Below are 22,907 nucleotides of genomic sequence, written 5' to 3'. Positions count from 1 at the left end.
ACCGCCCGGTGACGGGCGCCGGACACTGGCAGCCTCCTCACGATCGGAAATGGCGTGGCACAAGCATCAACTTCAACCCTGACAGTGACCACCATCGCCCTCACCATGGCTGACCTCGGCCCGCTGAACCCCTTGCCCGTGGTGGCTGCCGAACTCGACCAGCCCTACACCGTGGGCGAAGGCGTGCCCGAGGAGCTCCAGGCCTCGGCCCGCTACGGGGTGGTGCCCAACGTCTACCCGTATCTGATGCAGGACGGCTACAGCCGCGACGCGGCACCCAAGGAAGTTCCCGCCGTCGTGCTTGAAAACTCCAAGCTCAAGGTCACTGTCCTCCCGTCGCTGGGTGGCCGCGTATGGGAGCTGTTCCACAAGGTCACCGGCAAACAACTCCTGCACACCCACAACGCACCCCAGTTGGCCAACATCGCGCTGCGGAAGGCCTGGTTCGCGGGCGGGCTGGAATGGAACATCGGCACCCGCGGCCATTCGCCCACCAGCTGCGATCCGCTGCACTCAGCGATTGTCCACACGCCGGGCGGTAAGCACATCTTGCGGATGTGGGAGTACGAACGGCTGCGGGAGGTCGTGTTCCAGGTCGACCTCTGGCTTCCCGAGGACTCGGAGGTCCTTTTCGCCGCCATCAGGCTGCGGAACCCCAACCGCCACGACGTCCCAATGTACTGGTGGAGCAACGCTGCGATCCCGGAGACTGCCGGCACACGCGTCATCGCGCCCGCCCACGAAGCTTTCGGCAGTGACTACGCCACGGACATCACCCGTGTCCGGCCCACCGACCACGAGGGCTACGACGGAACCTGGTTGGTCAACAACCCGCACGCGGCTGACTACTTCTTCGATATCCACCCTTCGGAACGGCGCTGGGTTGTGGCGGCAGACGACGACGGCGACGGGCTGGCAATGCTTTCGACGTCCCGCCTGCGCGGAAAGAAACTCTTCGTGTGGGGCCAAGGCCAAGGCGGCAAACGTTGGCAGGAGTGGCTGAGCCCGGGCGCGGGGCCGTACGCCGAGATCCAGGCGGGGCTCGCCCAAACCCAGTTCGAACATCTTTCGATGCCGGCAGGTGCTCAGTGGGCGTGGGTGGAAGCGTATGGCAACGGGCAGCTGGACCCCGGGACGTCGCACGGGAGCGATTGGGACGCCGCCATTGCCCACGCGGGCGCGCACCTCGAGGAATTGATGCCGCACCAGGAACTTGAGGACATGCTGCCGCAGGCCGTCATCGACGCCGACGTCCCGCCGTCGAAAATGCTCCTGCCCGGCAGCGGCTGGGGCGTGGTGGAGAGAGCCCGGCGGCTGAAGGCCGGCCTGCCCTGGATTGACGAAAGCGGCACTCCGTTCGTGAACGAGAGCATTACCGCGGAGCAGGAGCCCTGGCTTGGCCTGCTGAAGGGAAAAACGTTCGACGGCGCGCCCGGTTTCGTCGCCGGACTGGATTGGGAGGAGTTGCTTGCGGCGCAGGACAATCCCGAAGCCACCTTCCACCTGGCCACCATGAAGCACGCACGCCAGGACCTCGGGGGCGCGAAGGAAGATTATTTGAAGGTCCTGGAGGCAAAGGGTGTCAGGAGACGCACCAAGGCCCTGGCCCATCGCGGGCTCGGCTTGGCCCTCCTGGCTGCTGGGGAAGACGAAGAAGGCCTGGCCGAACTGCGCAACGGTGTTGAAGCCGACTCGACGGCCACCGCCCTGCTCCTGGAAGCCGTGACGTTGGGCATCCGGCATGGTGATCCCGTCATGGCGCTGGACCTGGCGGAGTCGGCACCCAGCCAAGGCGCCGCCGTCGGGCGTTTGAGGTTCCTCAGGGCGCTGGCACTGGCCAGGGATGGGCATGGAGCCGAGGCAGCCGCAATACTGCGCGAGGGCGTCGAGATCCCGGACCTGAGGGAGGGCGAGGACGCGATCGCAGCGCTCTGGGAAGAGGTGTGTCCCGGCGAGCCGGTGCCCGCGGCGTACCAGTTCGGGATGCACTAGCAGCGGTGTGGCCTCCCGCAGATCGGGGGCTTTCTCTGAAAGCGTGTTCTGGACGGATACGTGGAGCAGCAGCAGAGATGAACGGAGCACCGACGTGATACCGGAGATTGCAGGACTACCTCCCTTGGAATGGACGTCGGCAACTGGCCATGCCAGCTATGACGAAGCCGGGGAAGCCCTGGTTCTGAGGGCAGCGGCTGGCGTGGATTGGACCAATGATTCCCTGGGCGGTGAACCGCAGCACGGTGCCACGGCGTTGGGCTTCCGGGCCCCTGCCGCGTTCTCGCTGTCCGCGAGGGTTTTGGTGGCGTCGCCAAGGACAACGTTCGACGCCGGTGTCCTGAGTTTGTGGGCGGACAGCGAACACTGGGCCAAGCTCTGCTTCGAGTACTCACCGCTGGGTGAAGCGATGGTGGTCAGCGTGGTCACCAACACGTTCTCCGATGATTCCAACGGGCCGGTGGTCACCGCACCCTGGGTCTATCTGCGGGTCAGCCGGGTAGGGCCGGCATGGGCGTTCCACTCCTCGGCCGATGGCAGGCAATGGTCATTCGTCCGGCTCTTCCGGTTGGAAACGGAGAAGCCGGTACACGTCGGATTCATGGCGCAGGCACCCTTGGGCCCAAGCTGCGAGGCACGCTTTGATGCCATCGAATTGACTGAAGAACCGCCGGCTGACCTCCGCGACGGCAGCTAGTCGCGGGCCGGCCCAATAGCACGGGAAGCTTGTGGATATCCAGATGCTTGGTTAAACCAAACAAGGTAAGTTGGCATGGTGATTCCCTCCTTGAAACCTGCCATTGACCGCGCCCCCGGAGTCTCCAAGGAGATCGAGGACGCAGCCTGGTATGTACTCGGTCCGGCGCTTCACGGGAAACCTTCGGCGCTGGACGGCCGTACTCTTACCTGGACTGCGGATGCTGCTGCCGAGTTGCTGGAGAGGCTTGAACGTGGAGTCGGGGACTCCAAGGCGCCCATGATGACCAACCTGCGGCACAACCTGGAAGACGCCTCCCGGGAAGCGAAGCTACTGGCCGTCGAATTGCTCTTCCTGCAGTCCTTGCCTCTGGCCCACGAGGTCAAGTCCCTGAGGGTGAAACGAGCCCGCGTGGCAGAGGCGGCGTCCTGGATTGAGCCGCCTGTCGAGCTTCCGGAAGAACTGTACGAGGGCATGACGGACCACGGAGTGATCCGCGACCGTACCGCCGAATTCAACTGGACCATCTGGGACCACCTGAAGTGGCTGTGCCGTTTCGTGGCCCACGTGGACAGCCAAAGCACGGCCACCATCAACAGGGCACTGAGCGACCCACATGCTTTCCACGAACTCGCTGCCGCCACCCCCGAAGACCAGCCTGCCCTGCGGCGCAGCATCGAGTATTTGGTCTGGCCGAGTTATTTCGAGCCGGTGGTTGCGGACGTCGAACGCCAGGAGATCCGGGACGCTTTTGCCTCGCTGGTGGGCGGTGCCAAGGGTGACACGGATGAGGACATCACCGCAGACATCCACCGCATCCGCCTGCACCTGGACGAGCAAGCCGGACAACGCATCGACTGGTACGCCCGCCAATTGGTGAGCCAGTGGCGCAAAGTGGGAGATCCCGGTCGTCGTTCCTGGCTGCTGCGGACCCATCACGACAATGCTGACCTGCTGGCCTCCTGGGTTGCCGAAGAGAAGGCCACCTTGGACGTTCAGCACCTGCGGACACTTACCGCGGGCGTCACGGCCGGCGTGGTCCAGCATGCCGTGGACGAGGATTACAAACACCTGGGTTACGTGGAACGCGAAGACACCAAAACAGCCGTGTTCGCCTTCCTGACCGTGATGAAACCGGGGGACCTCACCCTGTACCAACACGCTGGCCGCGTACGGGTGGGCGTGGTGCTGGGCGAGCCCGAGCACCACGAGGACAACCGCCGCATCCGGCGCAAGGTCCGGTGGTTCGATGACAGCTACGCCATCCCCGAACTTCCGCGCCACGCCCAGCGGCAGCTGTCCACACCGGGCATCCTGGTCGATGTCACCAGGGTTATCCAGGCCCTGCAGGAACTGCTCCCGGTGGAGGCCGAAACCGATGGCGAGGACGAAGCGCCGCCCACCGCCGTCGTCGAGGTTGTCCAGCAGGGTTTCCGGCCACTGACTGAAGAGTTCGCAGCATCGCTGCACATGGACCTGGAACCGCTGCAGGAAATCGCTGAACTGCTCGAAGAGAACCGCCAGCTGGTCCTGTACGGTCCTCCGGGCACCGGCAAGACCTACCTCGCCAAGCACCTGGCCGCTGAGCTGGCAGGTGACCACACAGACGAACGCGTGAAGCTGGTGCAATTCCACCCTTCGTACGCCTACGAGGACTTCTTTGAGGGGTACCGGCCGGACAAGACCGACGACGGCCAGGTCTCCTTCAAGCTGGTGGCTGGACCCTTGCGGCGCCTCGCGGAGGAAGCGGCCAAGCCGGAGAACGCGCACAAGCCGTACTTCCTGATCATCGACGAAATGAACCGCGCCAACCTGGCCAAGGTGTTCGGCGAGCTCTACTTCCTGCTGGAATACCGGGACGACCGCATCTACCTGCAGTACAGCCCCAACGAACCCTTCAGCCTGCCGGACAACCTCTACATCATTGGCACCATGAACACCGCGGACCGCTCCATCGCCATGATGGACGCCGCCATCCGCCGCCGTTTCGCGTTCATTGAACTGCACCCCAAGGTGGAGCCCGTCCGCGGCTCGCTGCGCCGCTTCCTCGAAGCCCGCGGGCTGGACACGCTCAACGCGGACCTGCTGGATGCCCTCAACAACGCCATCGACGATTGGGACCGGGACCTGATGATCGGACCGTCGTACTTCATGAAGAACGCAGCCCAGAACCCCACCGGTCTTCGACGCATCTGGAAGTACGAGCTCATGCCGTTGCTTGAGGAGCACTACCACGGGCAACTGAACCGCGCCCAGTTGGAAGAGCGCTTCGGCCTGGACCAGTTGCTGGGACGTCTTGGCGACCGCTAACGCCATCCCCCCGAGGCCGGCCAGGGCGCCATCCAGTGCCCGGACCGCCCCCACAGGGCCCCGGCACATCGTCATGGACGAGCTCTCCGGTGGGGTGGTGGACAAACTCGATCCTGAATCCGCGGCCTTCATCAACACCAGTGGGCTGGCCAAGGCCTCACCCATGGGCATGGGGCTGTACCGGATCGAGCCAGTGGGAAAGGTGGGCTCGGTACGGACTGCCACGGTTCAGCTGGAAGTCAGGCCCAAGGACCGCCTGGGCCTGAACCGCCTGCTGTTCCTCCTGAGCTACGCCGGCGAGCAAGGCTTCCGGGACCATTCCGTGGAAGCTGTGGAGCACCCGGACCTGTGGAGTGCGCTCGCTGAATCACTGGCCCAGCTGGCAGAGAAAGCCCTGAGCCGCGGAGTCCTGCAGGGTTATCTCACCGTCGAGGAGTCGCTGCGGACCGTCAAGGGCCGGATCCGCATCTCTGACCAGATCTCCCGACGACCCGGAATGATGGTTCCGCTTGAGGTCTCCTACGACGAATTCACCGAGGACATCGCCGAGAACCGCATTCTTCGCGCTGCCCTGGAACGCATGGGCCAGGTGCCCGGGGTCCGGCCCGACGTCCTGAGCCGCCTGCGGCAGCTCAAGGGAAAGCTCGACGCCGTGACCCGGCTTCAGCCGGGCGCCCCGCTGCCGCCGTGGCGGGCCGGCCGGATGAACCTACGTTTTCACGCAGCGCTCAGGCTGGCTGAAGTCATCCTGCGCAATGCCTCGGCTGAAGCGGGCCAGGGAAAGCAGCGGACGGCGTCGTTCGTTGTGGACATGGGGCAGGTCTTCGAGGAATTCGTAGGGACGGCACTCCGGAGTGCCATGAGCGCCCATCCGGGCGAGATGCGCCTGCAGTACGGCGCACTCCTGAACGAAGCCGTCCGGGACTCCGACCGTTTGACCGTTCGTCCGGATGCCGTGCACTTCCTCGGTGGCCGCCCCGTGGTGGTGTACGACTCCAAATACAAGGCAGCCTCGGACGCCGGGGCTTCGCTCAGTGCGGACCACTACCAGTTGCTGGCGTATTGCACGGCCCTTCGCGTCCCCACTGCCTGGCTGGTTTATGCCGGTGGAGGGGAAGTGAAGCTGCGGCGCATCCTGAACACGGACATCGACATCGTGGAGTACCCGCTTGACCTGTCCTTGCCGCCGTCGGAAATCCTCGCAGCCGTGGCCGACCTCGCCGAACAGTCGTGGGGCGAAGTAGTACGCCAGGCTGTGGCGGGACGATCGGCGTCGGACTAGCCTGAGAGGTAAACCGTTCGCCGATAGGAGGCATCATGGCCGGCAAGAAGTCCTGGCGGGATATGAGCAAGGGGCAGCGCGTCTCTGTGCTGATCAGTGGGGCATTGAACCTGGCGTTGCTGACGGCCGCCCAGCGCAGCATCGGCCGGACGCCCGACTCGCAGATCAGGGGCAACAAAACGGTGTGGCGTGCCGTTTCCTTCATCAATTTCTTCGGCCCGGTCAGCTATTTCCTGTTCGGCCGTCGTCGTGAGTCCGGGTTGGTGGGCGGTACCCCCGCTAAGCGCTGAGTGCTAGGCGGGCATCTTCACTGTAAAGGTGGTTCCCCGCCCGGGCACGCTTTCCAAGGTGATGGTTCCACCGTGGGCTTCAACAATGGCCTTGCTGATGGGCAGCCCCAGCCCGACACCGGGTATGGCGCTCTTGCGCACACCGCCGGCACGGAAGAACTTGGTAAACGCCTCGGCCTGTTCTTCTTCGCTCATGCCCATGCCGGTGTCGGTCACCCGGCAGAAGACGAAGTCCTCGTCCTCCCACGCCGCGACTTCCACATCCCCGCCGTCGGGGGAGTACTTGATGGCATTCGAGACCAGGTTGTCCAGCACCTGTGCCAGCCGGGATGAATCCACGCGGGCTTCCAGGGCTTCGGGAAGATCCATCGAGAGCCGGATGCCGGCCTTGGCTGCGCGGGGTTCGGCGGAGGTCACGCTGCCGCGCACCAGCTCGGCCACATCCGCTGTGTGCCGTTGAATCACGATCTGGCCTGATCGCACGGCCAAGAGGTCCGAGACCAAGGTGAGTAGCCGCTCGGCGTTCCGCCTGACGATGTCGAGTTGTTTCCGGGACCGGGCGTCCAGGGCCTCGTCGTCGTCGAGGATCAGCTCAACGTAGCCCAGGATGGACGTCAGCGGAGTACGGAACTCGTGGGAAACGTTGGCTACGAAGTCGTCCTTGGCGGCCAGCGCATTCACCAGGTCAGTGACATCGCTGAAGACCACCACGGAGCCGGCGAACTTTCCGGCGTCGTCCAGCATGGGACGGGCGCTGGTGGTGAAGGCGCGTTGCTCCTCGCCTGTGCCCAGCCACACCAGTTGGTCAGTGAACCGTTCGCCCAGGACGGCCCGTCGCACCGGCCGCCGATCAGGTGGCAGGGGCGTGGTCTTGTCTGTGTCGAAGACCAGCAGTTGCGATTCGTCGGGGTCGTTGTTGTCCGGCGGCGTAGCCAGGACGTGGGTCTGGCGCTGGCGCCGGTTCATCAGGATGTCGTGCCCGTCACCGTCAACGGCCACCACGCCCAACGGCAGGGCCTCCATGACGGTATTCAGCAACCGCTCCTGCTTGGTGCTGATGTCCAAGGCCTCCTTCAAGGCCTCGTCCTTTTGCTCCAAGGCCCGTTGCTGGCGCACCATGCTCAAGGTCAGGACACTGACCGAGACGCCGATGCCAAGGATGAGTATCGGGAACAGCAGGGGCTTGGTGAGGGCCTGCTCGCTGACCTGATCATGGAGGAACACCGGAACCCAGACAATGCCCAGCGGGCCAACGAAGGACATGGTTATTGCCAGCCGGGGGTAAAGGCCCGAAGCGCACAACCAGATGACAGGCAACACCACCAGGACACTCAGGCCAGTGAGGGCCTCCTGGCCTCCTTCACGTCCGAAGGCAATGGAAACCATGTCCAGGATGGGGATGGTGAGGAAGCTTGCGAACGGCAGGCGGTGCCACGGAACCACAATGCACAAAGCCAGCAGGAACGCCTGGCTCAGCAGGAAGATGAGGAACAGCGGATTCTCGAGGGTGGCCGGGAAAAACAGCCACACCAGAATCGCCGAAATACAGACACACACCGATAACGGCAATTGGCTGAGGACAACGCGCATGCGCAAGGTATGTTCGTGGAACGAGCGCTGAAAAACCAACAATTTCTTCTTTTCGCCAATATCCCATGCCGACGGTTGGGTCATGGCAAAACCACCACGGGTGCGGAAGAAATTCGGTTCATGAGATCAGCCTAACCATAACGGATATACTTCTGAGGTTATCGAAGGGGCTGAGGGGCAGCGATGAGTGAAGTACGTGTGGGGCTGGTCATTGAAGATGACCAGGATATTCGCGAATTGGTGCGGGTGGTTCTCTCCCAGGCAGGGTTTGACGTTCACACTGCGTCAACGGGTTCGGCCGGCGTGACGTCGGCCCGGGAACTGAACCCGGACGTCATCACCCTCGACCTTGGCCTTCCCGACATTGACGGTTTTGAGGTCGCCCGGCAGATCCGCAAGTCCTCCGATGCCTACATCATCATGCTCACGGCCCGCGCCGAGGAACTCGATACCCTCATGGGCCTGGAAGCCGGTGGCGACGATTACCTCACCAAGCCCTTCCGGCCACGCGAATTGCGCGCCCGGGTGGAGGCCATGATGCGCAGGCCGCGTGCGTCGTCGGACGTCAAGAGCGCGCCGGAAGAAACGGACCCCGAGGTGACCCACAACGGCCTGTCCGTTTCGGCCGGTTCCCGCACGGCGACCCTGAACGGCGCAGAGCTGAAACTCACGCGCACGGAGTTCGACCTCCTGTTGGCGCTGCTGGAAACCGGCCGGATTGTGCGGACCAAGGCCGATCTTGCCCGTCGCCTCCGCAATGAACCGTACGACGTCGGCAGTTACGTCAGCGACGCCGACGAACGCGCCGTTGAAGTGCACATGGGAAACCTGCGCAAGAAGCTCGGCGACAGCATCCAGGGTCCGCGTTGGCTTGAGACGGTCCGCGGCGTGGGATACAGGCTGGCTCCCACGATCCAAAGCAACTAACCCTGCCCAACTGGGTAACAGCAAACGCTCCACTGGCACCTCAGTGGAGCGTTTGCTGTCACCTAGTCAGGTACGGGGAGGCGGTCGGGTTCCGCCTGGATGACCGGGTGGTCCTGGTCCGGGCGGCTCACTCCGGGGCCGTCCTCGAAGAATTCGGCGTTGGCCCTGACGTAGTCTGCCCATTCGTCCGGGACATCTTCCGAGAAATAGATCGCTTCCACCGGGCACACGGGATCGCAGGCTCCGCAGTCCACGCACTCAGATGGGTGGATGTAGAGGGAACGCGCGCCCTCGTAGATGCAATCGACTGGGCACTCGTTGATGCACGCTTTGTCCTTCACATCCACGCAGGGCTGCGCGATCACGTAACTCATGGTTCGCTACACGCCCGTGTAAACGGTCTTGCCCCACGTAAAGAAGTCCAGCGCGGACCGCCCCTGCTCGCGGAACGTGTTGGTGGAGGAGTCCTTCACGCCGCCGAACGGGACGTTGAGGTCAAGGCCCGCCGTGGGCCGGTTGACCTTCACAACGCCCGCCTGCGCCCGTGCCGCGAAGTCGGTGGCCAGGGCGAGGGAATCGGTGCAAATGCCGGCGGTGAGGCCGTAGCGGGAGTCGTTGATGGCAGCCAGGCCAGCCTCGTAATCCGGTACTTCCAGCACGGCCACTACCGGCCCGAAGATCTCCTCGGTCACTGCGGCGTCGTCGAACGGGAGGTCGGTGAGTACTGCTGTCGGGAGGAACAGCGGGCCGGTCGGGTCGCCGTCGAACGTACCGTGCAGGAGCGTCGCACCGCGTTCGACGGCGGTACGCACCGCGGCCTGGTCCTGCTCGAATTGCTGCCTGCTCACCACGGCGCCCATGCGGGTACCTTCAGTGAGTCCGTCACCGGAGGTGTAGGCGGCTGCTTCGACCACGAGGGCGTCAAGGAACGCGGCACGGATCCCCGGTGTGACGTACACGCGGGACGTCGCCGTGCAGGCCTGGCCCGTGAGCCCGAAAGCGCCGGCGGCAACAACTTGGGCGGCCCTGCGGGGATCAGCGTCATCCAGCACCAGAACGCCGTTCTTGCCGCCCATTTCCAACTGGACACGGGCGCGGCGGGCGTTGAGGATCTCCTGCAGGCCAAGGCCCACGTTGGTGGAACCGGTGAAGGAAAGACCAGCGATGCGCGGGTCCCGGGCCAAGGCGTCACCCACCACTCGTCCCTTGCCGTGCACCACGTTAAACACGCCCTCCGGGAGTCCGGCGTCCTGAAGGGCACGGGCCAAGTGTGTGGCAGAAAGGGGAGTGAGCTCGGCGGGCTTGATGACAACGGTGTTGCCGCTGATCAGTGCCGGAGCTGTCTTCCAGGCAGGGATGGCGATGGGGAAGTTCCACGGCGTAATCAGCCCAACCACGCCTAGCGCTTCGCGGCGTGTGGTGATGGTGGTGTCCGGCAGGCCGCTGGGAAGGACTTCGCCCGTGGCAGCCCAGCCGAGCGAGCCGAAGAAGCGCAGGACGTCCGAGGCGCGCTTTACTTCGCCCTTCGCCTCGGCGAGTGTCTTGCCTTCTTCGCGGACCAGGTCCTCGGCGATTGCCCCTTGGCGCTCGATCAGCAGGTTGCCCGCCGCGATGAGGATGGCCCCTCGGCTTGGTGCAGGCAGCGCGGCCCAGGCAGGCTGTGCAGCGGCGGCGGCGGTGATGGCAGCGTCCACGTCCTCGGCGGAACCGCTGGGGGAGAGCGCGGCGAGCTCGCCTGGGCGGGCCGGGTTCATTCGTTCCGTGAGGGCCTCGCCGAGCCATTGGCCGTTGATGAGGTGCCTGGCGGTCAGGGTTGTCTCAGCCCTGAGGCTGGTGTCGAAAGCGATGGAGGTCATGGTGATCCTTTACGTGTAGGGGTTCAGAGGCTGCGGATCAGGCCGCCGTCGCACCTGAGTGCGACGCCGGTGATGTACGACGCCGGCGCGCTGCACAGGAAGGCGGCAGCGGCACCGAACTCGGCGGGTTCTCCGTAGCGACGGGCAGGGATGGTTTTGCGGGACTCGAGCTGGATGTCCTCAAGGGTGGTGCCGCGGCGTTTGGCTGCGGCCTGGTCAAGTTGCGTGACACGGTCCGTGGCGATCCTGCCGGGCAATAGGAGATTTACTGTGACGTCATCCAACGCGACTTCGGCTGCCAGGGTCTTCAGGTAGCCGGCCAATGCCGCCCGGCCGGTGTTGGATACTGCGAGGTTGGGCAGGGGAGCCGTAACTCCGCTGGAGCCGATCGCGAGGATGCGGCCCCAGCGGCGTTCGCGCATCCCGGGCAGGACATGCGATACGAGCGAATGGTGCGGCTTGACCAAGAGATCGAACGCCGCGGCCATCTCGTCCGATGTGAGCGTGGCTGCGGCGCCGGGCTTCGGGCCGGGACCGTTGAGGACCAGGATGTCGATCGGTCCAAGGTTGGCCACAGTCTGTTCCACTGCCGACTCGATGCCTTCAGGGGTACCGAGGTCCGCTTCGATGGCGACGGCATCGAATCCGCTGGTTCCCAGGGAGCCGCTGCCCAAAACCCCGGTCCCGTAGGCGGCTTGGAGTTCGGCCACGATCTCCTTGGCGCGGTCCCGGCGTCGCCCTACGACCGCCACTCGGACACCCTCGGCAGCGAGCGCCCGCGCCACGGCCAGTCCGAGCCCGCCGGTGGAGGCTGCGACGAGGGCTGTCTTACCTGCGATTCCGAGGTCCATCAGAAACTCCCTACTGTTGTACGGGCATCCAAGGCCTCGGCTGCTTCGGCCAGGTGGACACCCATGGATTCCCGGAGCACTTCGGGGAAGCCAGCGGCCGGGGCGCGTACCCCGGAATCCTTGATGAGTCCGCGCTCGCGGAGGCATTCTTTGCGGATGGCCAGTGCTACCTTTGCCTGCTGCTCGAAGTTGACGAGCGGGAGGTAGGGCCGCAGTTCGCGTTCGGCGGCCTTGTAACCGCCGTCCTGCCATGCCCCGACGCAGGCAACGAGGGCTTCCGGGTAGGAAAATCCTGTCATGGCACCTGCGGCGCCGGCCGTGAGTTCGTCCAGGAGGCCCTGACCACCCAAGCCACCAAAGATGGAAACCCCGACGGCGGCACTCAGCTCCGCGATCGCGACGCTGGTGGGCGGCGCTTCGGCCTTCACCGCGATGACGTACTCGCAGGCGTTCACCACAGAAGCCAACGCAGCCGTGGAGATACTGACGCCGCTTGCGAGTGGGTAGTCCTGCAGGACCACTGAAGCGCCCGTGGCCCGGTGGATGGCATCGAGGTGGGCAATCACCGTTTCGGGCTTGGCGGAGCTGGCCTGAATCATCACAGCGGCCAGCCGGTTCCCTGCAGCTTTTTGTGCGGCAAGGACTTCGTCGATGGCTGGCCGGGTGGCGAGTGCGGTGACGCCAACCACCAGCGGCAGGGACGTCGAATCGACGACCGTCTCCAGGACATCGACGCGTTCAGCGGGAGTCAGTGCGGCAGCTTCGCCGAAGACCCCCAGCACAGTCAGTCCTGTGGCGCCGATTGTTTGGTAGTGCTCCACGAGTTCGGCCAGGCTGTCCAGATCCACGTCGAGGGTGCTGCCTTGGAACGGCGTGGCCACGACGCCCCAGACGCCGGCCGGCAAGCAGCTCCGGGAAGCGTTTTTGGGCGCAGAAGGTTGAGGCATGGTTGTTTCCTTTCAGGACGAATGCGGTGGAGTACTTAGCGTCCCGGCCACACGGGTGGCCGCTTCTCCTGGAAGGCGCGGACCCCTTCGGCCGAGTCCTCGCTGTCCAGGGCTGCCATCAGAGCCGGAAGCCGGAGGCCCCGGGCTTCCTTGGCCGTCAGATGGGATGTCTGCGTGACCATCTGTTTGACGGCCCGGACGGAAGTGGGAGCGCAGGCAAGGATCTGGTCCACCCAGCGTTGTACCGCGGCGTCGACTTCTTCGTCCGGGACTACCTCGTTGACCAGCCCCATGGCATGCATCTCGGAGGCGGATGCTTTGCGACCGGTCAACAACATTCCCATGGCCTGCGTGTACGGGACCCGCCGCACCAACTGGTGGATGCCGCCGTCGAGCGCCAACCGCCCAACCCGGGGCTCGGTCAAGCCGAACTTCGCTCTGGAAGCCGCCACCACGATGTCTGCTCCCAGGACGATCTCCATGCCACCGCCCAGGGCGTAGCCGTTGACGCGGGCAATGACTGGGATGTCCAAGGTGGTGCGGAGGCTGAGGCCGCCAAAGCCGTTGGGATCAAGTCCGGCCCAATATTCCAGCCCGGTCTTGTCCACGGCGTCGGCCGACATGTCCGCACCGACGCAGAAGGCCCGCGGACCCGCCCCGGTGACCACCACGGCCCGGACCGAAGGATCGTTCTCCAGCTGCTCCCAGATCTCATTAAGCCGTGCATGGGTGGTGGCATCGACGGCGTTCAGCACGTGCTGCCGGTCGATGACTACTGTTGCCACGTGGTCCTCAATGGTCAACGTGACCTGGTCCACGCGTTCTTCAACCACAGCGCTCATCGCAGGACTCCCAGGCCCTGCAGGCGCTCGATGGTCTCAGCGTCGAAGCCGTTCTCCAGCAGGACCTCCACATTGTGCTCGCCAAGTCGCGGTGCAGCCCGACGGATGGACGGCGGAGTGGCCGAAAGCCGGATGGGGGCATTGAGCATGCGCACCGTACCCACGCCAGGGTGTTCGGCTTCGACGATCATGCCGTTGGCCTCAGTCTGGGCATCCGCGAGCGCCTGCTCCAGGGTATGGACGGGCGCGTTGAGAATGCCTTGCTCCTCCAGCCGGGTGGTCCAGTATTCGGTGGTGTTGGTGGCGAAGTGTTCGCGGAAAATGACCTGCAGGGCGGGCTTGTTCTTGAACTGTTGCTCCAAGGTGGCGAATCCGGGCCGCTCGGTGAGGTCCTCATCCAGGCCCAGGGCGTCGGAGATTCGAGCCAGCGGGTCCGGGGTGAAGCCGCCAACCATGCACACAGCGCCGTCGGTGGTTTCGAAGACTCCGCTGAGCGGCATGGCGCCCCAGTTGACCTCGTAACCGCGGTTGAGCTGCATGCAGGCTTCCTGCATTTGCAGGTGCAGCATGGAGTCGTACATGGTCACTTCCACCTTCTGGCCCGCACCTGTGGCTTCCCGGGTGCGCAGGGCCAGCAGGATGCCCTGCATGAGGTGCATGCCCGTGATGTAGTCGCACAGTGTGGTGGGGTAGATGGCGGGCTTGGCGTCCTCGGATTCACGGCGCCACATCACGCCGGAGTAGGCCTGAGCGATCGCGTCCTGCCCACCCTTGTGCGAGTAGGGTCCCTCGGGGCCGAACCCGGTGCCGGAGGCCCAGATGATGCCGGGGTTTTTCGCGCGCAGGTCCTCATAGCCGAAGCCCATGCGCTCCATGACGCCGGAGCGGAAGTTGCTGACCACTACGTCCGCGTCGGCCATGAGCTGGTGCAGCACTTGGCGGCCTTCGTCGGTGCGGGTGTCTACGGAGACGCTGCGCTTGTTCCGGTTGATGGACAGGAAGATGGGGTTGTCCTGGCCGTCCTGGTCCGGGAAGGAGTTCCGCGAAATGTCGCCGGCGCCGGGGCGCTCCACTTTGATGATGTCTGCGCCGTAGTCGCCCAGGAGCTGGGTGGCGGACGGCCCCATGAACACCTGGGTGAAGTCCACGATCTTGATGCCGTCCAAAGGGAGCGGCAGGGTAGCGGGCGCAGCTTCGGCGAGTGCCGCCGTCGTCGATTCTGCTGTCATGGTGCTCATGCCGGCACCGCTGCGTCAGAGTCCACCGTGGCGTTCGACGACGGAACGTCGCCTGGGTCTGCACCATGCCGGCGCATGCCCGCCTGGATTTCAAGAGCGGACACCTCGCGGACCAACACACCGCTTTCGACGGCGAGGGCTGCTGCGACGCCGACGGCCTGGCCCATGGCCATGCAGGGCGGGATCTCGCGGGACATTTTCTGGGCTTCGGGTGTTGCGGAGTAGTGGCGGCCGGCAACGAGGAGCTGGTCCACTTCCTTGGGCAGCAGTGAGCGGTATGGGTAGTAGTAGTCGCGTCCGCGGGCCACCGTGTCCTCGAAGTGGCGGCGCTGGGTGACATCGTCCTTGGTCATGACGTACTCGCCCTGCAGGAGCCGGGTTTGGCGGACACCCATCTGGGAGGCGACGTCCAGCATGTAGGCGTTTTCGAAACCGGGCAGGTTGGCCCGGACGTAGTCCACGGCCTCGGAGATGCGGTCCCGGGCGGCGAACTCGGCAGCGGTCATGTCTGCCGGGTCCACTCCGTCGAAGCCGGTCATGTGCGGGGCGTTGCACCAGACCACGCCGTCGATGGGGGTCTTGAGCCACCACAGTTCCCATGCTCCGCCGAGGATGCGCTTGATCTTGCGGTTGATGGCGCGCGCTTCCTTGGGGTTGGCCTGCTCAAAGGCTTCGGCGGCGTTGGTGTCCACGTTGCCCAGGCGGAAGACCAGGGTGGTGAGGTAGTTGTCCTTGGCGTAACTGGCGCCGGCACGGGACGCGACGTCGATGTCACCGGTGGTGTCAATGACGACGTCGGCCATGAAGGCTTGCGGGCCAAGCTTGGTTTCGCAGATGACGCCCTTGATCACGCCGTTATCCACGATGGGACGGGAGAACCAGGAGTGCAGGCGGAGGTCCACGCCGGCTTCGCGGACGAGGTCGTTGGAGACGCGCTTCCAGCCGTCCGGGTCGAAGGCTGCGGCGTAGCAGATGGGCTTCGGGTTGGTGTGGGAGTGGAAATCGAAGGTGCCGTAGCGGCCCCACTTGTTCCAGAGTTCCTCGGAGGCCTTCCGGTCATCAGCCGGCGGGACGATTGCCAGGCCCAGTTTCTGCAAGCGCTCTACGTATTCGGAGACGATGCCGGTGACGGTGATTTCCTGGCCGTTGATCATGTCGTCCAGCACCAGGACCATGCCGCCGGACGCCAGGCCACCCAAGGATGAGTATCGTTCCAGCAGGGTGACCTTGGCGCCGGAGCGGGCCGCGGTGACGGCGGCGGCAACACCTGCGGGGCCGCCACCTACCACCAGCACATCGGAACGGGAGATGACCGGGGCGGTGAGGTCCGCCGTCGTTGTTGCGAGTTCAAGCGTGTTCATGGGAAGTCCTTACTTGCCGACGAAGATGCCGTTGGAGCGGCGGGCGGCGATGTAGAAAACGATGCTGAGGATGGACAGGACGGCCACGTAGACCGGGAAGATCCAGCTGAGGTTCAGCGACTGGAACCAAACCAGGAGATACGAGGCGGTGCCGCCGAAGAGGGCCACGCCGATTCCGTAACCCAGGGCTACGCCCGTGCCCCGGATGTTTTTTGGCATTAGGGAGGAGCTGACAACGTTGTACAGGGTCATGTTGAGCACCAGAACTATCGAGCCGCCCAGCAGGACGGCCGCGAAGCCACCGATGCCCGGCTGCACGTACAGCAGCATCAGGAAGACCGCCGGGATGGCCAGGATGCGGGTTACCAGGAACCACTTGGACATCGCCTTGCCGTCGGCCAGTTTGCCGATGACCCAGCTGCCAACCACCAGGATGACGCCCAGAACGGTGGTGAGGGCGAAGACAGCGGTGGGATCTTCCTTGAAACCGCTGCGTGCTGCGCTTGGGAGGCCAACGTTCCAGGCGTAGTTGTAGGCCTGCGCTGCGCCCACTACGAAGATGATGGCCAGGACGGAAAGCCAGTGCTTGCTGACACCCTTCCAGACAGCGCGGGGCGTGTTGGTGGCCATTTCCTCTTGCTTGAGGGTCTCCGGAAGCGAGCGCCGCAGGTACAGGACCACGAAGCCGAAGAGTGCGCCGATGATGAACGGTACGCGCCAGCCCCATTCGCCCATGGCTGCGCCGCCGATGACCAGGCTGCACAGGAAGCTGACCAGCGAGGCCATCAGGATGCCGATGTTGACGTAGAAGGACATGATGCCGGCGACATAGCCTTCGCGGCCTTCCGGTGCCAGTTCAACGGCGTGGGAGGTGGAGAGTGGGGCTTCGATGCCCGTGGAAATGCCCTGCAGGACACGGCAGGCCAGCAGGATGATGCCGGCAGCGGGTCCGATGGTTGCATAGCTGGGCGTGATGGCGATGATCAACGTGGTGCCGGCCATCAGCATGATGGAGAGCAGCATGACACGCCGCCGGCCGATACGGTCCGCAAGTGTTCCCAGGAGGATGCCACCCAAGGGGCGGAAGGCGAATCCGACGGCGAACACAGCCAAGGCGTTCAGCGTCGCGGACAGGGGATCGGTGTTGGGGAAGAAGTTTGGGCCAATGAAGGCTGACAGGAGGCCGAAGACCATCCAGTCGTACCATTCAAGGGCGTTGCCGAGGCCCAGGCCGAGGAGGCCTTTGCGGACCTCTGGGCTGAATTTCTTGCCCTTGTCAGGAGTGGTTGCTTTGGGTGTGGGGACAGCGTTGTCCGTTTGGATGTCCAGCATGGAAGTTTCCTTACGCTGACGCCCCGGAGGGCGTGAAAGGGTATGACGCAGGAACGCCTGTTGGAGGCGTTTGATGCGAAAGTGGCAAGGAGTGTCAGCGGCCACGGGATCGTGTCCGGACAGTTAAGGGAAAACGCCCAAGCCGCCTGAGGGCGGGTGCGTTACCACGCGTGTGGTGCGTTGACCCAGATGGCTACGCATACCTCTTCGTAGCTGTTCTTGTACCAGTGGGGGATCTCTGAGGAGTAGGTGATCGAGTCGCCCTCTTCGAGGCTGTAGCAGACGCCGTCCAAATAGACGTCCTTTCGGCCTGAGATGATGTAGCAGAACTCTTCACCGCTGTGGGTAAAAGGGGTTGCGCTGGTGTCATGCCCTGGGGGTGTACTGATCCATTGCGCCTCGATGCTTCCGTCCCGGTTGGGTGTCAGCAGTTCATGGACTGCCGATCCCACCGATTCGCGGGTGACGTTTACAAGGTTTCGCCGCTCGGATTTGCGGACTACCGGCGACTTTGATTCGTCCTGGCCGATGAAGAATCTCCCTACGGGGATGTCCAGACCGTGGGCCAGCTGGGCCAGTGTGGTGAAGGAAGGGTTGGCCATGCCGCGTTCAATCTGGCTTACTATCGCCTGGCTGAGGCCGGTGATATCCGAGAGTTGAGCGAGGGTCATGCCCTTGGCCTTGCGCATGGTGCGCACCTTGTTTCCCACAGTCGCCAGCAGTTCGCTTGTGGCTGGGGGAGCAGGAGTCTCGGTGGTCATTGCCGCATCCTTCGTTGGTGAGCTAACTCACACAACTATAGTGAAGATCTTTAGCGAGTCAATGGTTTTCTTCATTAAGGTGAAGAAATTTACGGAATCGGACTTTCGAGCTCCCGGATGGTCCCCGGGACAAAGTTCTCGATCGCGCGGACCTGGTCAGCGAGTTCACGAAGGTGATCCGCGTGCGGCAGCAACCGGATGCCCATCTCCAGCTCGGTGGCGAGGCGGTTCATGCAGATCGCACCCACCATGTGGCTTGACGTCTTCAAGCTGAGGACTGCGTCCATGGCGTCGTCTATGTCCAGATTGGCCAGTGCACGGTGCAGGCGGGACACCCGCCAGGGCAGCAGCGCCACGTAGTTGCGCACGAATGCAGTAATGATGCCTGGGTCTCCGCCGAGCTCGGCCTGGAGCCCGATGAGGACGGTGTGATCCACCAGGGCGTCTGTGCATTCGTCATACTCAGACACCGATCCCCTCCCGCCTCCGAACAATAGATTCACGATTCAACAGTAGGACCCCCGGAACTGCCCAACCGCCATAAAAGCAAAGCTTGATCCAATCTTGAGCGGACTCAGAGGGAGTCTTGATTCCCGGGCCGGAAAGTAGCTGGGAAGGGAAGAAATCCCGGATCCGGGGGACTCCCAAGCGTGAACGTAGGAGAGGAGCAAGGCATGGACAGTGGCGCTCGCCCAGCACCTGGGCTGATGGTCATCATCGTCTTTTGCATGACCATCCTTCTCGGCATCGGCGGGACCGCGGCCTACGCTTTGTGGCAACAGAGCTCCCACAGCGCCGGGTCCGATCACCCCGTCGAGTCTGCTCCCTCCACGTCCACCAAGCCTTAGCCGGCGCGGGAACCGAGAAAAGCCGTCAACCGGTTTTCGAGAACCGGAAGATCCTTCAGTTCGCATTCCCAGACCGTCAGCACCTCCCAGCCGTCTGCGGTAAGTAGCTCCCGCTGCTGTGCGTCCCGTTCCCTGGTCCGGCTGCGTTTCGCCTCCCAGAATTCCGCGTTCGCGGCAGGAGCATGAAGTCCCACCTTGCAGTCGTGGAAATGCCAGAAGCAGCCGTTGACGAACACCACTTTGCGTCGGCCGGCGAACACAAGATCGGGACGCCCAGGCAGTTTCGTGGCACCGGACTGCCCGTGCAGGCGATACCTATAGCCCTTGGCATGCAGGAGGCTGCGGACCAGCAACTCCGGTTTGGTGTTCTTGCCCCGGATCTTGGACATGTTGCGGCTGCGCTGCTCCGGCGTCAGCAGGTCCCGGCTCTGGCCCATGACAATCAGCCTACCCAGGGAGTTTTTGTACAGCCAATGCCCTTATGGAACGCTTTTGGCAACATTATCTGTACAAAAGCCCGTGGATCCGTGCCGGGAGCAATGCGCGCTCCAACCCAAAGGTGCCACTTGGACTTTCATCCGCCTGCTGCATTGGGGGCAAAAACGGGGCGGCTCCATCGCCAACTGCCGGCGGCAGTTTTGGTGGGCGTCCGACGTCGGGCTGTCACCTCCGCAGTGACCGCAATAGGCGGCCGGTGCCGCCTCGCTCATAGCGACTTCTGGAGTTCCTTGATGGGCATGTTCAGCTCCACCAGGAGGTTGAGGTCGGCGTTGGCGGGGCGGCCCAGGGTGGTGAGGTAGTTCCCTACGATCACCGCGTTTATTCCGCCGAGCAGTCCCTCGCGGGTGCCGAGGTCGCCAAGGGTAAGTTCGCGGCCGCCGGCGTAGCGGAGCACGGTACGGGGCATGGCCAAGCGGAACGCTGCGATGGCCCGGAGGGCATCCTTGCCGTCCATGATGCCCTGGTTCTCCAAGGGTGTTCCGGGGCGGGGGTTGAGGAAGTTCAGGGGAACTTCGTGAGGCTCCAGTGCTGCGAGCTGTGCGGCGAGTTCGGCCCGTTGTTCCAGGGACTCGCCCATGCCGATCAGGGCGCCGCAACACAGTTCCATGCCGGCCGCTTTAACCATGGCGCAGGTTTCCAAGCGTTCCTCGTAGCTGTGCGTAGTAACCACCTCGGGGAAGAAGCTGCGGGCCGTTTCCAGGTTGTGGTTGTACCGGTGCACACCCCACGCCGCGAGCTGGTCCACCTGATGCTGCGTCAGCATGCCCAAGGAACAAGCGATGTTGATGTCCACTTCCTCGTTGATCCGATCGATGGCGAACTTGATCTGGTTCATCAGTTTGATGTCGGGTCCACGGACGGCGGCAACGATGCAGAATTCCGTGGCACCCGTAGCGGCTGTTTCCTTGGCGGCTTTGACCAGTTCGGGAATGTCCAGCCACACGCCGCGGACGGGGGAGTCGAATAGTCCCGATTGGCTGCAGAAGTGGCAGTCTTCGGGGCAGCCGCCGGTCTTGATGGAGATGATGCCTTCCACCTCCACGTCCTCGCCGCAGTGCTTCAGCCGAACCTCGTGGGCGAGTTGCAGCGCTGCGGGGATGGCGTCGTCGGGGAGCCGCAGAATCTGTACGAGCTGGGCTTCGTCCAGTCCCTCGCCGCGTTCCAGGACCTGTTCGCGGGCGGTATCGAGGATGGCGTGGCGGGCCGGTTCTTGGTTTGCATGGGTCATGTCCTCGACGGTATCCGCGCAGGTGGGAGGCCATTTTGTGGAGTGCGCACAAAGGGTGATCCGGGTTTTTGGTGCGTAAGCCTGGAACCAGTGGTGCAGAAGTTACAGCTGCGAAACATCCCCGTGACTGAATTGACGCGCTGCGTGACTAGCGTCGTGGACGAGCCAAGGACCACGAAGAAAGCGAGCCCGCATGAGCGACGACAAGACGAGTACCGCGACGCTGGAGCCAACGACGGCGGCACCATCCGCCGTCGTGCCCGGTACCTCAGCAGTTCCAGCGCCAGGCAACGCCGACGCAATGAGCGCCGCGAAGGAAAGCCTGGAGGACTACACCCTCCGCTTTGCCCCGAGGTCGTACAGGAAGTGGAGTGCCGGTGTGGTGGCCACCAGTGCGCTGGGTGGTATCGCTTACCTGGCTGATTTCTCGATCGGCGCCAACATCGGCATCTCCTACGGAACGGTGAACGCGATCTTCGGCATCATCGTGGCCGCGGTGATCATCTTCGCCACCGGATTCCCGCTTGCCTACTATGCCGCCCGCTACAACATCGACCTGGACCTCATCACGCGCGGCTCGGGGTTTGGCTACTACGGCTCGGTGGTCACCAACATCATCTTTGCCACCTTCACGTTCATCTTCTTCGCCCTCGAAGGCTCCATCATGGCGCAGGGACTTCAACTGGGTCTCGGCATTCCGCAGTGGATCGGCTACGCCGTGTCCACCATCATCATCATTCCCCTGGTGATCTACGGCATGAAGACCCTGGCCACTCTGCAGGTGTGGACCACCCCGCTGTGGCTGCTGCTGATGGTGGTCCCTGTGGGCTACCTGCTGCTGTCCCACCCCGAAAGCATCGATGCCTTCTTCGCTTTCACCGGTGCTGCCGGGGAAGGCGGACCGAACCTGGCCTCGGTCATGCTGGCGGCCGGTGTCTGCCTCTCGCTCATGGCCCAGATTGCCGAGCAGATCGACTACCTCCGTTTCATGCCGCCGAAGACCGCGGAGAACAAGGGTGCATGGTGGCGTGCGGTGATCCTGGCCGGTCCGGGCTGGGTCATCTTTGGCGCCATCAAGCAGATCATCGGCCTGTTCATCGCCATCTACCTCATCGCCAAGCTGGACCCTGCTGCAGCCGTGCACGCGAATGAGCCCGTCCACCAGTTCCTGGGTGTTTACGAAGAGATGATGCCGGCCTGGCTCGCGATGACCCTCGCGGTGGTGCTGGTGGTTATTTCCCAGATCAAGATCAACGTAACCAACGCCTACTCCGGTTCGCTGGCCTGGACCAACTCCTTCACCCGCATCACCAAGAGCTACCCGGGCCGGATGGTGTTCGTAGTGGTCAACCTGGTGATCGCGCTGATCCTCATGGAGTCGAACATGTTCGAATTCCTGAACACGATTCTCGGCTTCTACGCCAACTGCGCCATGGCGTGGGTTGTCACCGTTGCGTCCGATATCGCCATCAACAAGTACCTGCTGAAGATCTCACCCAAGGTTCCCGAATTCCGCCGCGGCATGCTCTACGCCGTGAACCCGGTGGGCTTTGTTTCCATGCTGGTTTCAGCCGGGGTGTCCATCGCGGTGTTCTTCGGCGCGTTCGGTTCGGCGGTCCAGCCGTTCTCGCCCATCTTTGCCGTGGGTCTGGCACTGGTGCTGCCGCCGGTCCTGGCCCTGGCCACCAAGGGCCGCTACTACCTTCGCCGCGCGGATGACGGCATTGACCTGCCGATGTTCGACGCCGACGGCAACCCCAGCGACGTGAAGCTCCTTTGCCACGTGACGGGCCTTGAGTTCGAACGTCCCGACATGCTGCGGTCCGGTCAGGACGGGCCCGACGGCGAACCCCAGTTCATCTCGTCCCTCGCCTTGTCCACGGACAAGACGGGCGGGCTGGTGCTCCCCGCGCAAAAGTAACCGACTCTACCCAACTAATATGTAGTTCGTTTTGTCAACGGGCGTGGGGAAGCGATCCCGGTTTGGTTCCGGGGTCGCTTCCTTTTTGGTCCGGGTCTCGGGGGGGCAGCGTGTCGTCGGCGACGGCGTGGTC

21 protein-coding genes are annotated in these 22,907 nt (G+C 63.8%); 8 read left to right on the top strand and 13 right to left on the bottom strand.

Annotated elements, in window-relative coordinates; all coding sequences use genetic code 11:
- Positions 1-54: 54 nt before the first annotated feature.
- From PJL15_RS19270 to PJL15_RS19250, 5 genes are all read left to right on the top strand, one after another.
- Positions 55-1,992 carry a DUF5107 domain-containing protein gene (locus PJL15_RS19270; RefSeq protein ID WP_281452746.1) on the top strand — a complete coding sequence of 646 codons (1,938 nt, stop codon included), beginning with the start codon at positions 55-57 and terminating at the stop codon, positions 1,990-1,992.
- Positions 1,993-2,086: 94 nt separating this feature from the next.
- On the top strand, positions 2,087-2,689 hold the full coding sequence (locus tag PJL15_RS19265) for a DUF1349 domain-containing protein (RefSeq protein WP_281452745.1): 603 nt from the start codon (positions 2,087-2,089) through the stop codon (positions 2,687-2,689).
- A 75-nt stretch (positions 2,690-2,764) separates the two neighbouring features.
- Entirely contained in the window at positions 2,765-4,999 is a 2,235-nt protein-coding gene (locus PJL15_RS19260; RefSeq protein ID WP_281452744.1) for an McrB family protein, read from the top strand.
- Between the two features lie 73 nt (positions 5,000-5,072).
- Entirely contained in the window at positions 5,073-6,281 is a 1,209-nt protein-coding gene (locus PJL15_RS19255) for a 5-methylcytosine restriction system specificity protein McrC (protein WP_281452743.1), read from the top strand.
- A 35-nt stretch (positions 6,282-6,316) separates the two neighbouring features.
- Entirely contained in the window at positions 6,317-6,571 is a 255-nt protein-coding gene (locus tag PJL15_RS19250) for a PLDc N-terminal domain-containing protein (protein ID WP_281452742.1), read from the top strand.
- A gap of 3 nt (positions 6,572-6,574) precedes the next feature.
- On the opposite strand, the gene PJL15_RS19245 is transcribed toward PJL15_RS19250, so the two are convergent.
- Complete coding sequence (locus tag PJL15_RS19245; RefSeq protein ID WP_281452741.1) at positions 6,575-8,245, bottom strand: ATP-binding protein; 1,671 nt, start codon at positions 8,243-8,245, stop codon at positions 6,575-6,577.
- A 99-nt stretch (positions 8,246-8,344) separates the two neighbouring features.
- Here PJL15_RS19245 and PJL15_RS19240 point away from each other — a divergent pair, with 99 nt between their 5' ends.
- On the top strand, positions 8,345-9,088 hold the full coding sequence (locus PJL15_RS19240) for a response regulator transcription factor (protein ID WP_281452740.1): 744 nt from the start codon (positions 8,345-8,347) through the stop codon (positions 9,086-9,088).
- Positions 9,089-9,150: 62 nt separating this feature from the next.
- Here the strand turns inward: PJL15_RS19240 and fdxA are convergent, their stop codons facing one another.
- The 10 genes from fdxA to PJL15_RS19190 all read right to left on the bottom strand — a co-directional run bounded on the left by fdxA (position 9,151) and on the right by PJL15_RS19190 (position 18,746).
- Entirely contained in the window at positions 9,151-9,462 is a 312-nt protein-coding gene (fdxA, locus tag PJL15_RS19235; protein WP_281452739.1) for a ferredoxin, read from the bottom strand.
- A gap of 6 nt (positions 9,463-9,468) precedes the next feature.
- The gene (locus tag PJL15_RS19230; protein WP_281452738.1) at positions 9,469-10,944 is read right to left on the bottom strand and encodes an aldehyde dehydrogenase family protein; all 1,476 of its coding nucleotides are present in this window, start codon (positions 10,942-10,944) and stop codon (positions 9,469-9,471) included.
- A 23-nt stretch (positions 10,945-10,967) separates the two neighbouring features.
- Positions 10,968-11,795 carry an SDR family oxidoreductase gene (locus tag PJL15_RS19225; RefSeq protein WP_281452737.1) on the bottom strand — a complete coding sequence of 276 codons (828 nt, stop codon included), beginning with the start codon at positions 11,793-11,795 and terminating at the stop codon, positions 10,968-10,970.
- Positions 11,795-12,742: a dihydrodipicolinate synthase family protein gene (locus PJL15_RS19220; protein ID WP_281452736.1), complete on the bottom strand. Its 948-nt coding sequence runs from the start codon at positions 12,740-12,742 to the stop codon at positions 11,795-11,797. Before PJL15_RS19220 ends, PJL15_RS19225 begins: the two co-directional genes overlap by 1 nt.
- A 35-nt stretch (positions 12,743-12,777) precedes the next feature.
- Positions 12,778-13,584 carry an enoyl-CoA hydratase-related protein gene (locus tag PJL15_RS19215; protein WP_281452735.1) on the bottom strand — a complete coding sequence of 269 codons (807 nt, stop codon included), beginning with the start codon at positions 13,582-13,584 and terminating at the stop codon, positions 12,778-12,780.
- Positions 13,581-14,822 carry a CaiB/BaiF CoA transferase family protein gene (locus tag PJL15_RS19210; protein WP_281452734.1) on the bottom strand — a complete coding sequence of 414 codons (1,242 nt, stop codon included), beginning with the start codon at positions 14,820-14,822 and terminating at the stop codon, positions 13,581-13,583. Before PJL15_RS19210 ends, PJL15_RS19215 begins: the two co-directional genes overlap by 4 nt.
- Entirely contained in the window at positions 14,819-16,183 is a 1,365-nt protein-coding gene (locus PJL15_RS19205; RefSeq protein ID WP_281452733.1) for an FAD-dependent oxidoreductase, read from the bottom strand. The genes PJL15_RS19210 and PJL15_RS19205 overlap by 4 nt, the downstream gene beginning before the upstream one ends.
- 9 nt (positions 16,184-16,192) lie before the next feature.
- A complete protein-coding gene (locus tag PJL15_RS19200) occupies positions 16,193-17,515 on the bottom strand; it encodes an MFS transporter (RefSeq protein WP_281452732.1) in 1,323 nt (440 codons plus the stop codon).
- Between the two features lie 161 nt (positions 17,516-17,676).
- Positions 17,677-18,276: a helix-turn-helix domain-containing protein gene (locus PJL15_RS19195; protein WP_281452731.1), complete on the bottom strand. Its 600-nt coding sequence runs from the start codon at positions 18,274-18,276 to the stop codon at positions 17,677-17,679.
- An 89-nt stretch (positions 18,277-18,365) separates the two neighbouring features.
- Positions 18,366-18,746, bottom strand: coding sequence for an Hpt domain-containing protein (locus PJL15_RS19190; protein WP_281452730.1), 381 nt, complete (start codon positions 18,744-18,746; stop codon positions 18,366-18,368).
- Between the two features lie 204 nt (positions 18,747-18,950).
- Between PJL15_RS19190 and PJL15_RS19185 the strand changes: the two genes are divergently transcribed.
- Positions 18,951-19,124: a hypothetical protein gene (locus PJL15_RS19185; RefSeq protein ID WP_281452729.1), complete on the top strand. Its 174-nt coding sequence runs from the start codon at positions 18,951-18,953 to the stop codon at positions 19,122-19,124.
- Here PJL15_RS19185 and PJL15_RS19180 read toward each other — a convergent pair.
- Positions 19,121-19,561 (bottom strand): very short patch repair endonuclease, encoded by a 441-nt coding sequence (locus PJL15_RS19180; RefSeq protein WP_281452728.1) that lies wholly within the window; start codon positions 19,559-19,561, stop codon positions 19,121-19,123. The genes PJL15_RS19185 and PJL15_RS19180 overlap by 4 nt on opposite strands.
- Before the next feature lie 269 nt (positions 19,562-19,830).
- Positions 19,831-20,853, bottom strand: coding sequence for a biotin synthase BioB (gene bioB / locus PJL15_RS19175; protein WP_281452727.1), 1,023 nt, complete (start codon positions 20,851-20,853; stop codon positions 19,831-19,833).
- A 193-nt stretch (positions 20,854-21,046) separates the two neighbouring features.
- On the opposite strand from bioB, the gene PJL15_RS19170 reads away from it, so the two are divergent.
- The gene (locus PJL15_RS19170; RefSeq protein ID WP_281452726.1) at positions 21,047-22,774 is read left to right on the top strand and encodes a purine-cytosine permease family protein; all 1,728 of its coding nucleotides are present in this window, start codon (positions 21,047-21,049) and stop codon (positions 22,772-22,774) included.
- The last annotated feature ends 133 nt before the right edge of the window (positions 22,775-22,907 follow it).

The organism is Paenarthrobacter nitroguajacolicus (assembly GCF_029952445.1).
Taxonomy (GTDB): domain Bacteria; phylum Actinomycetota; class Actinomycetes; order Actinomycetales; family Micrococcaceae; genus Arthrobacter; species Arthrobacter nitroguajacolicus_B.
Note: the sequence above shows the minus strand (reverse complement) of the source record. Positions and strands in the feature narration are given on the sequence as shown.

Coding starts and splice junctions, on each gene's coding strand:
- PJL15_RS19260 (WP_281452744.1), top strand. CDS start 2,765: ATGGTGATTCCCTCCTTGAAACCTGCCATTGACCGCGCCCCCGGAGTC.
- PJL15_RS19255 (WP_281452743.1), top strand. CDS start 5,073: ATGGACGAGCTCTCCGGTGGGGTGGTGGACAAACTCGATCCTGAATCC.
- PJL15_RS19250 (WP_281452742.1), top strand. CDS start 6,317: ATGGCCGGCAAGAAGTCCTGGCGGGATATGAGCAAGGGGCAGCGCGTC.
- PJL15_RS19245 (WP_281452741.1), bottom strand. CDS start 8,245: ATGACCCAACCGTCGGCATGGGATATTGGCGAAAAGAAGAAATTGTTG.
- PJL15_RS19240 (WP_281452740.1), top strand. CDS start 8,345: ATGAGTGAAGTACGTGTGGGGCTGGTCATTGAAGATGACCAGGATATT.
- fdxA (WP_281452739.1), bottom strand. CDS start 9,462: ATGAGTTACGTGATCGCGCAGCCCTGCGTGGATGTGAAGGACAAAGCG.
- PJL15_RS19230 (WP_281452738.1), bottom strand. CDS start 10,944: ATGACCTCCATCGCTTTCGACACCAGCCTCAGGGCTGAGACAACCCTG.
- PJL15_RS19225 (WP_281452737.1), bottom strand. CDS start 11,795: ATGGACCTCGGAATCGCAGGTAAGACAGCCCTCGTCGCAGCCTCCACC.
- PJL15_RS19220 (WP_281452736.1), bottom strand. CDS start 12,742: ATGCCTCAACCTTCTGCGCCCAAAAACGCTTCCCGGAGCTGCTTGCCG.
- PJL15_RS19215 (WP_281452735.1), bottom strand. CDS start 13,584: ATGAGCGCTGTGGTTGAAGAACGCGTGGACCAGGTCACGTTGACCATT.
- PJL15_RS19210 (WP_281452734.1), bottom strand. CDS start 14,822: ATGAGCACCATGACAGCAGAATCGACGACGGCGGCACTCGCCGAAGCT.
- PJL15_RS19205 (WP_281452733.1), bottom strand. CDS start 16,183: ATGAACACGCTTGAACTCGCAACAACGACGGCGGACCTCACCGCCCCG.
- PJL15_RS19200 (WP_281452732.1), bottom strand. CDS start 17,515: ATGCTGGACATCCAAACGGACAACGCTGTCCCCACACCCAAAGCAACC.
- PJL15_RS19195 (WP_281452731.1), bottom strand. CDS start 18,276: ATGACCACCGAGACTCCTGCTCCCCCAGCCACAAGCGAACTGCTGGCG.
- PJL15_RS19185 (WP_281452729.1), top strand. CDS start 18,951: ATGGACAGTGGCGCTCGCCCAGCACCTGGGCTGATGGTCATCATCGTC.
- PJL15_RS19180 (WP_281452728.1), bottom strand. CDS start 19,561: ATGGGCCAGAGCCGGGACCTGCTGACGCCGGAGCAGCGCAGCCGCAAC.
- bioB (WP_281452727.1), bottom strand. CDS start 20,853: ATGACCCATGCAAACCAAGAACCGGCCCGCCACGCCATCCTCGATACC.
- PJL15_RS19170 (WP_281452726.1), top strand. CDS start 21,047: ATGAGCGACGACAAGACGAGTACCGCGACGCTGGAGCCAACGACGGCG.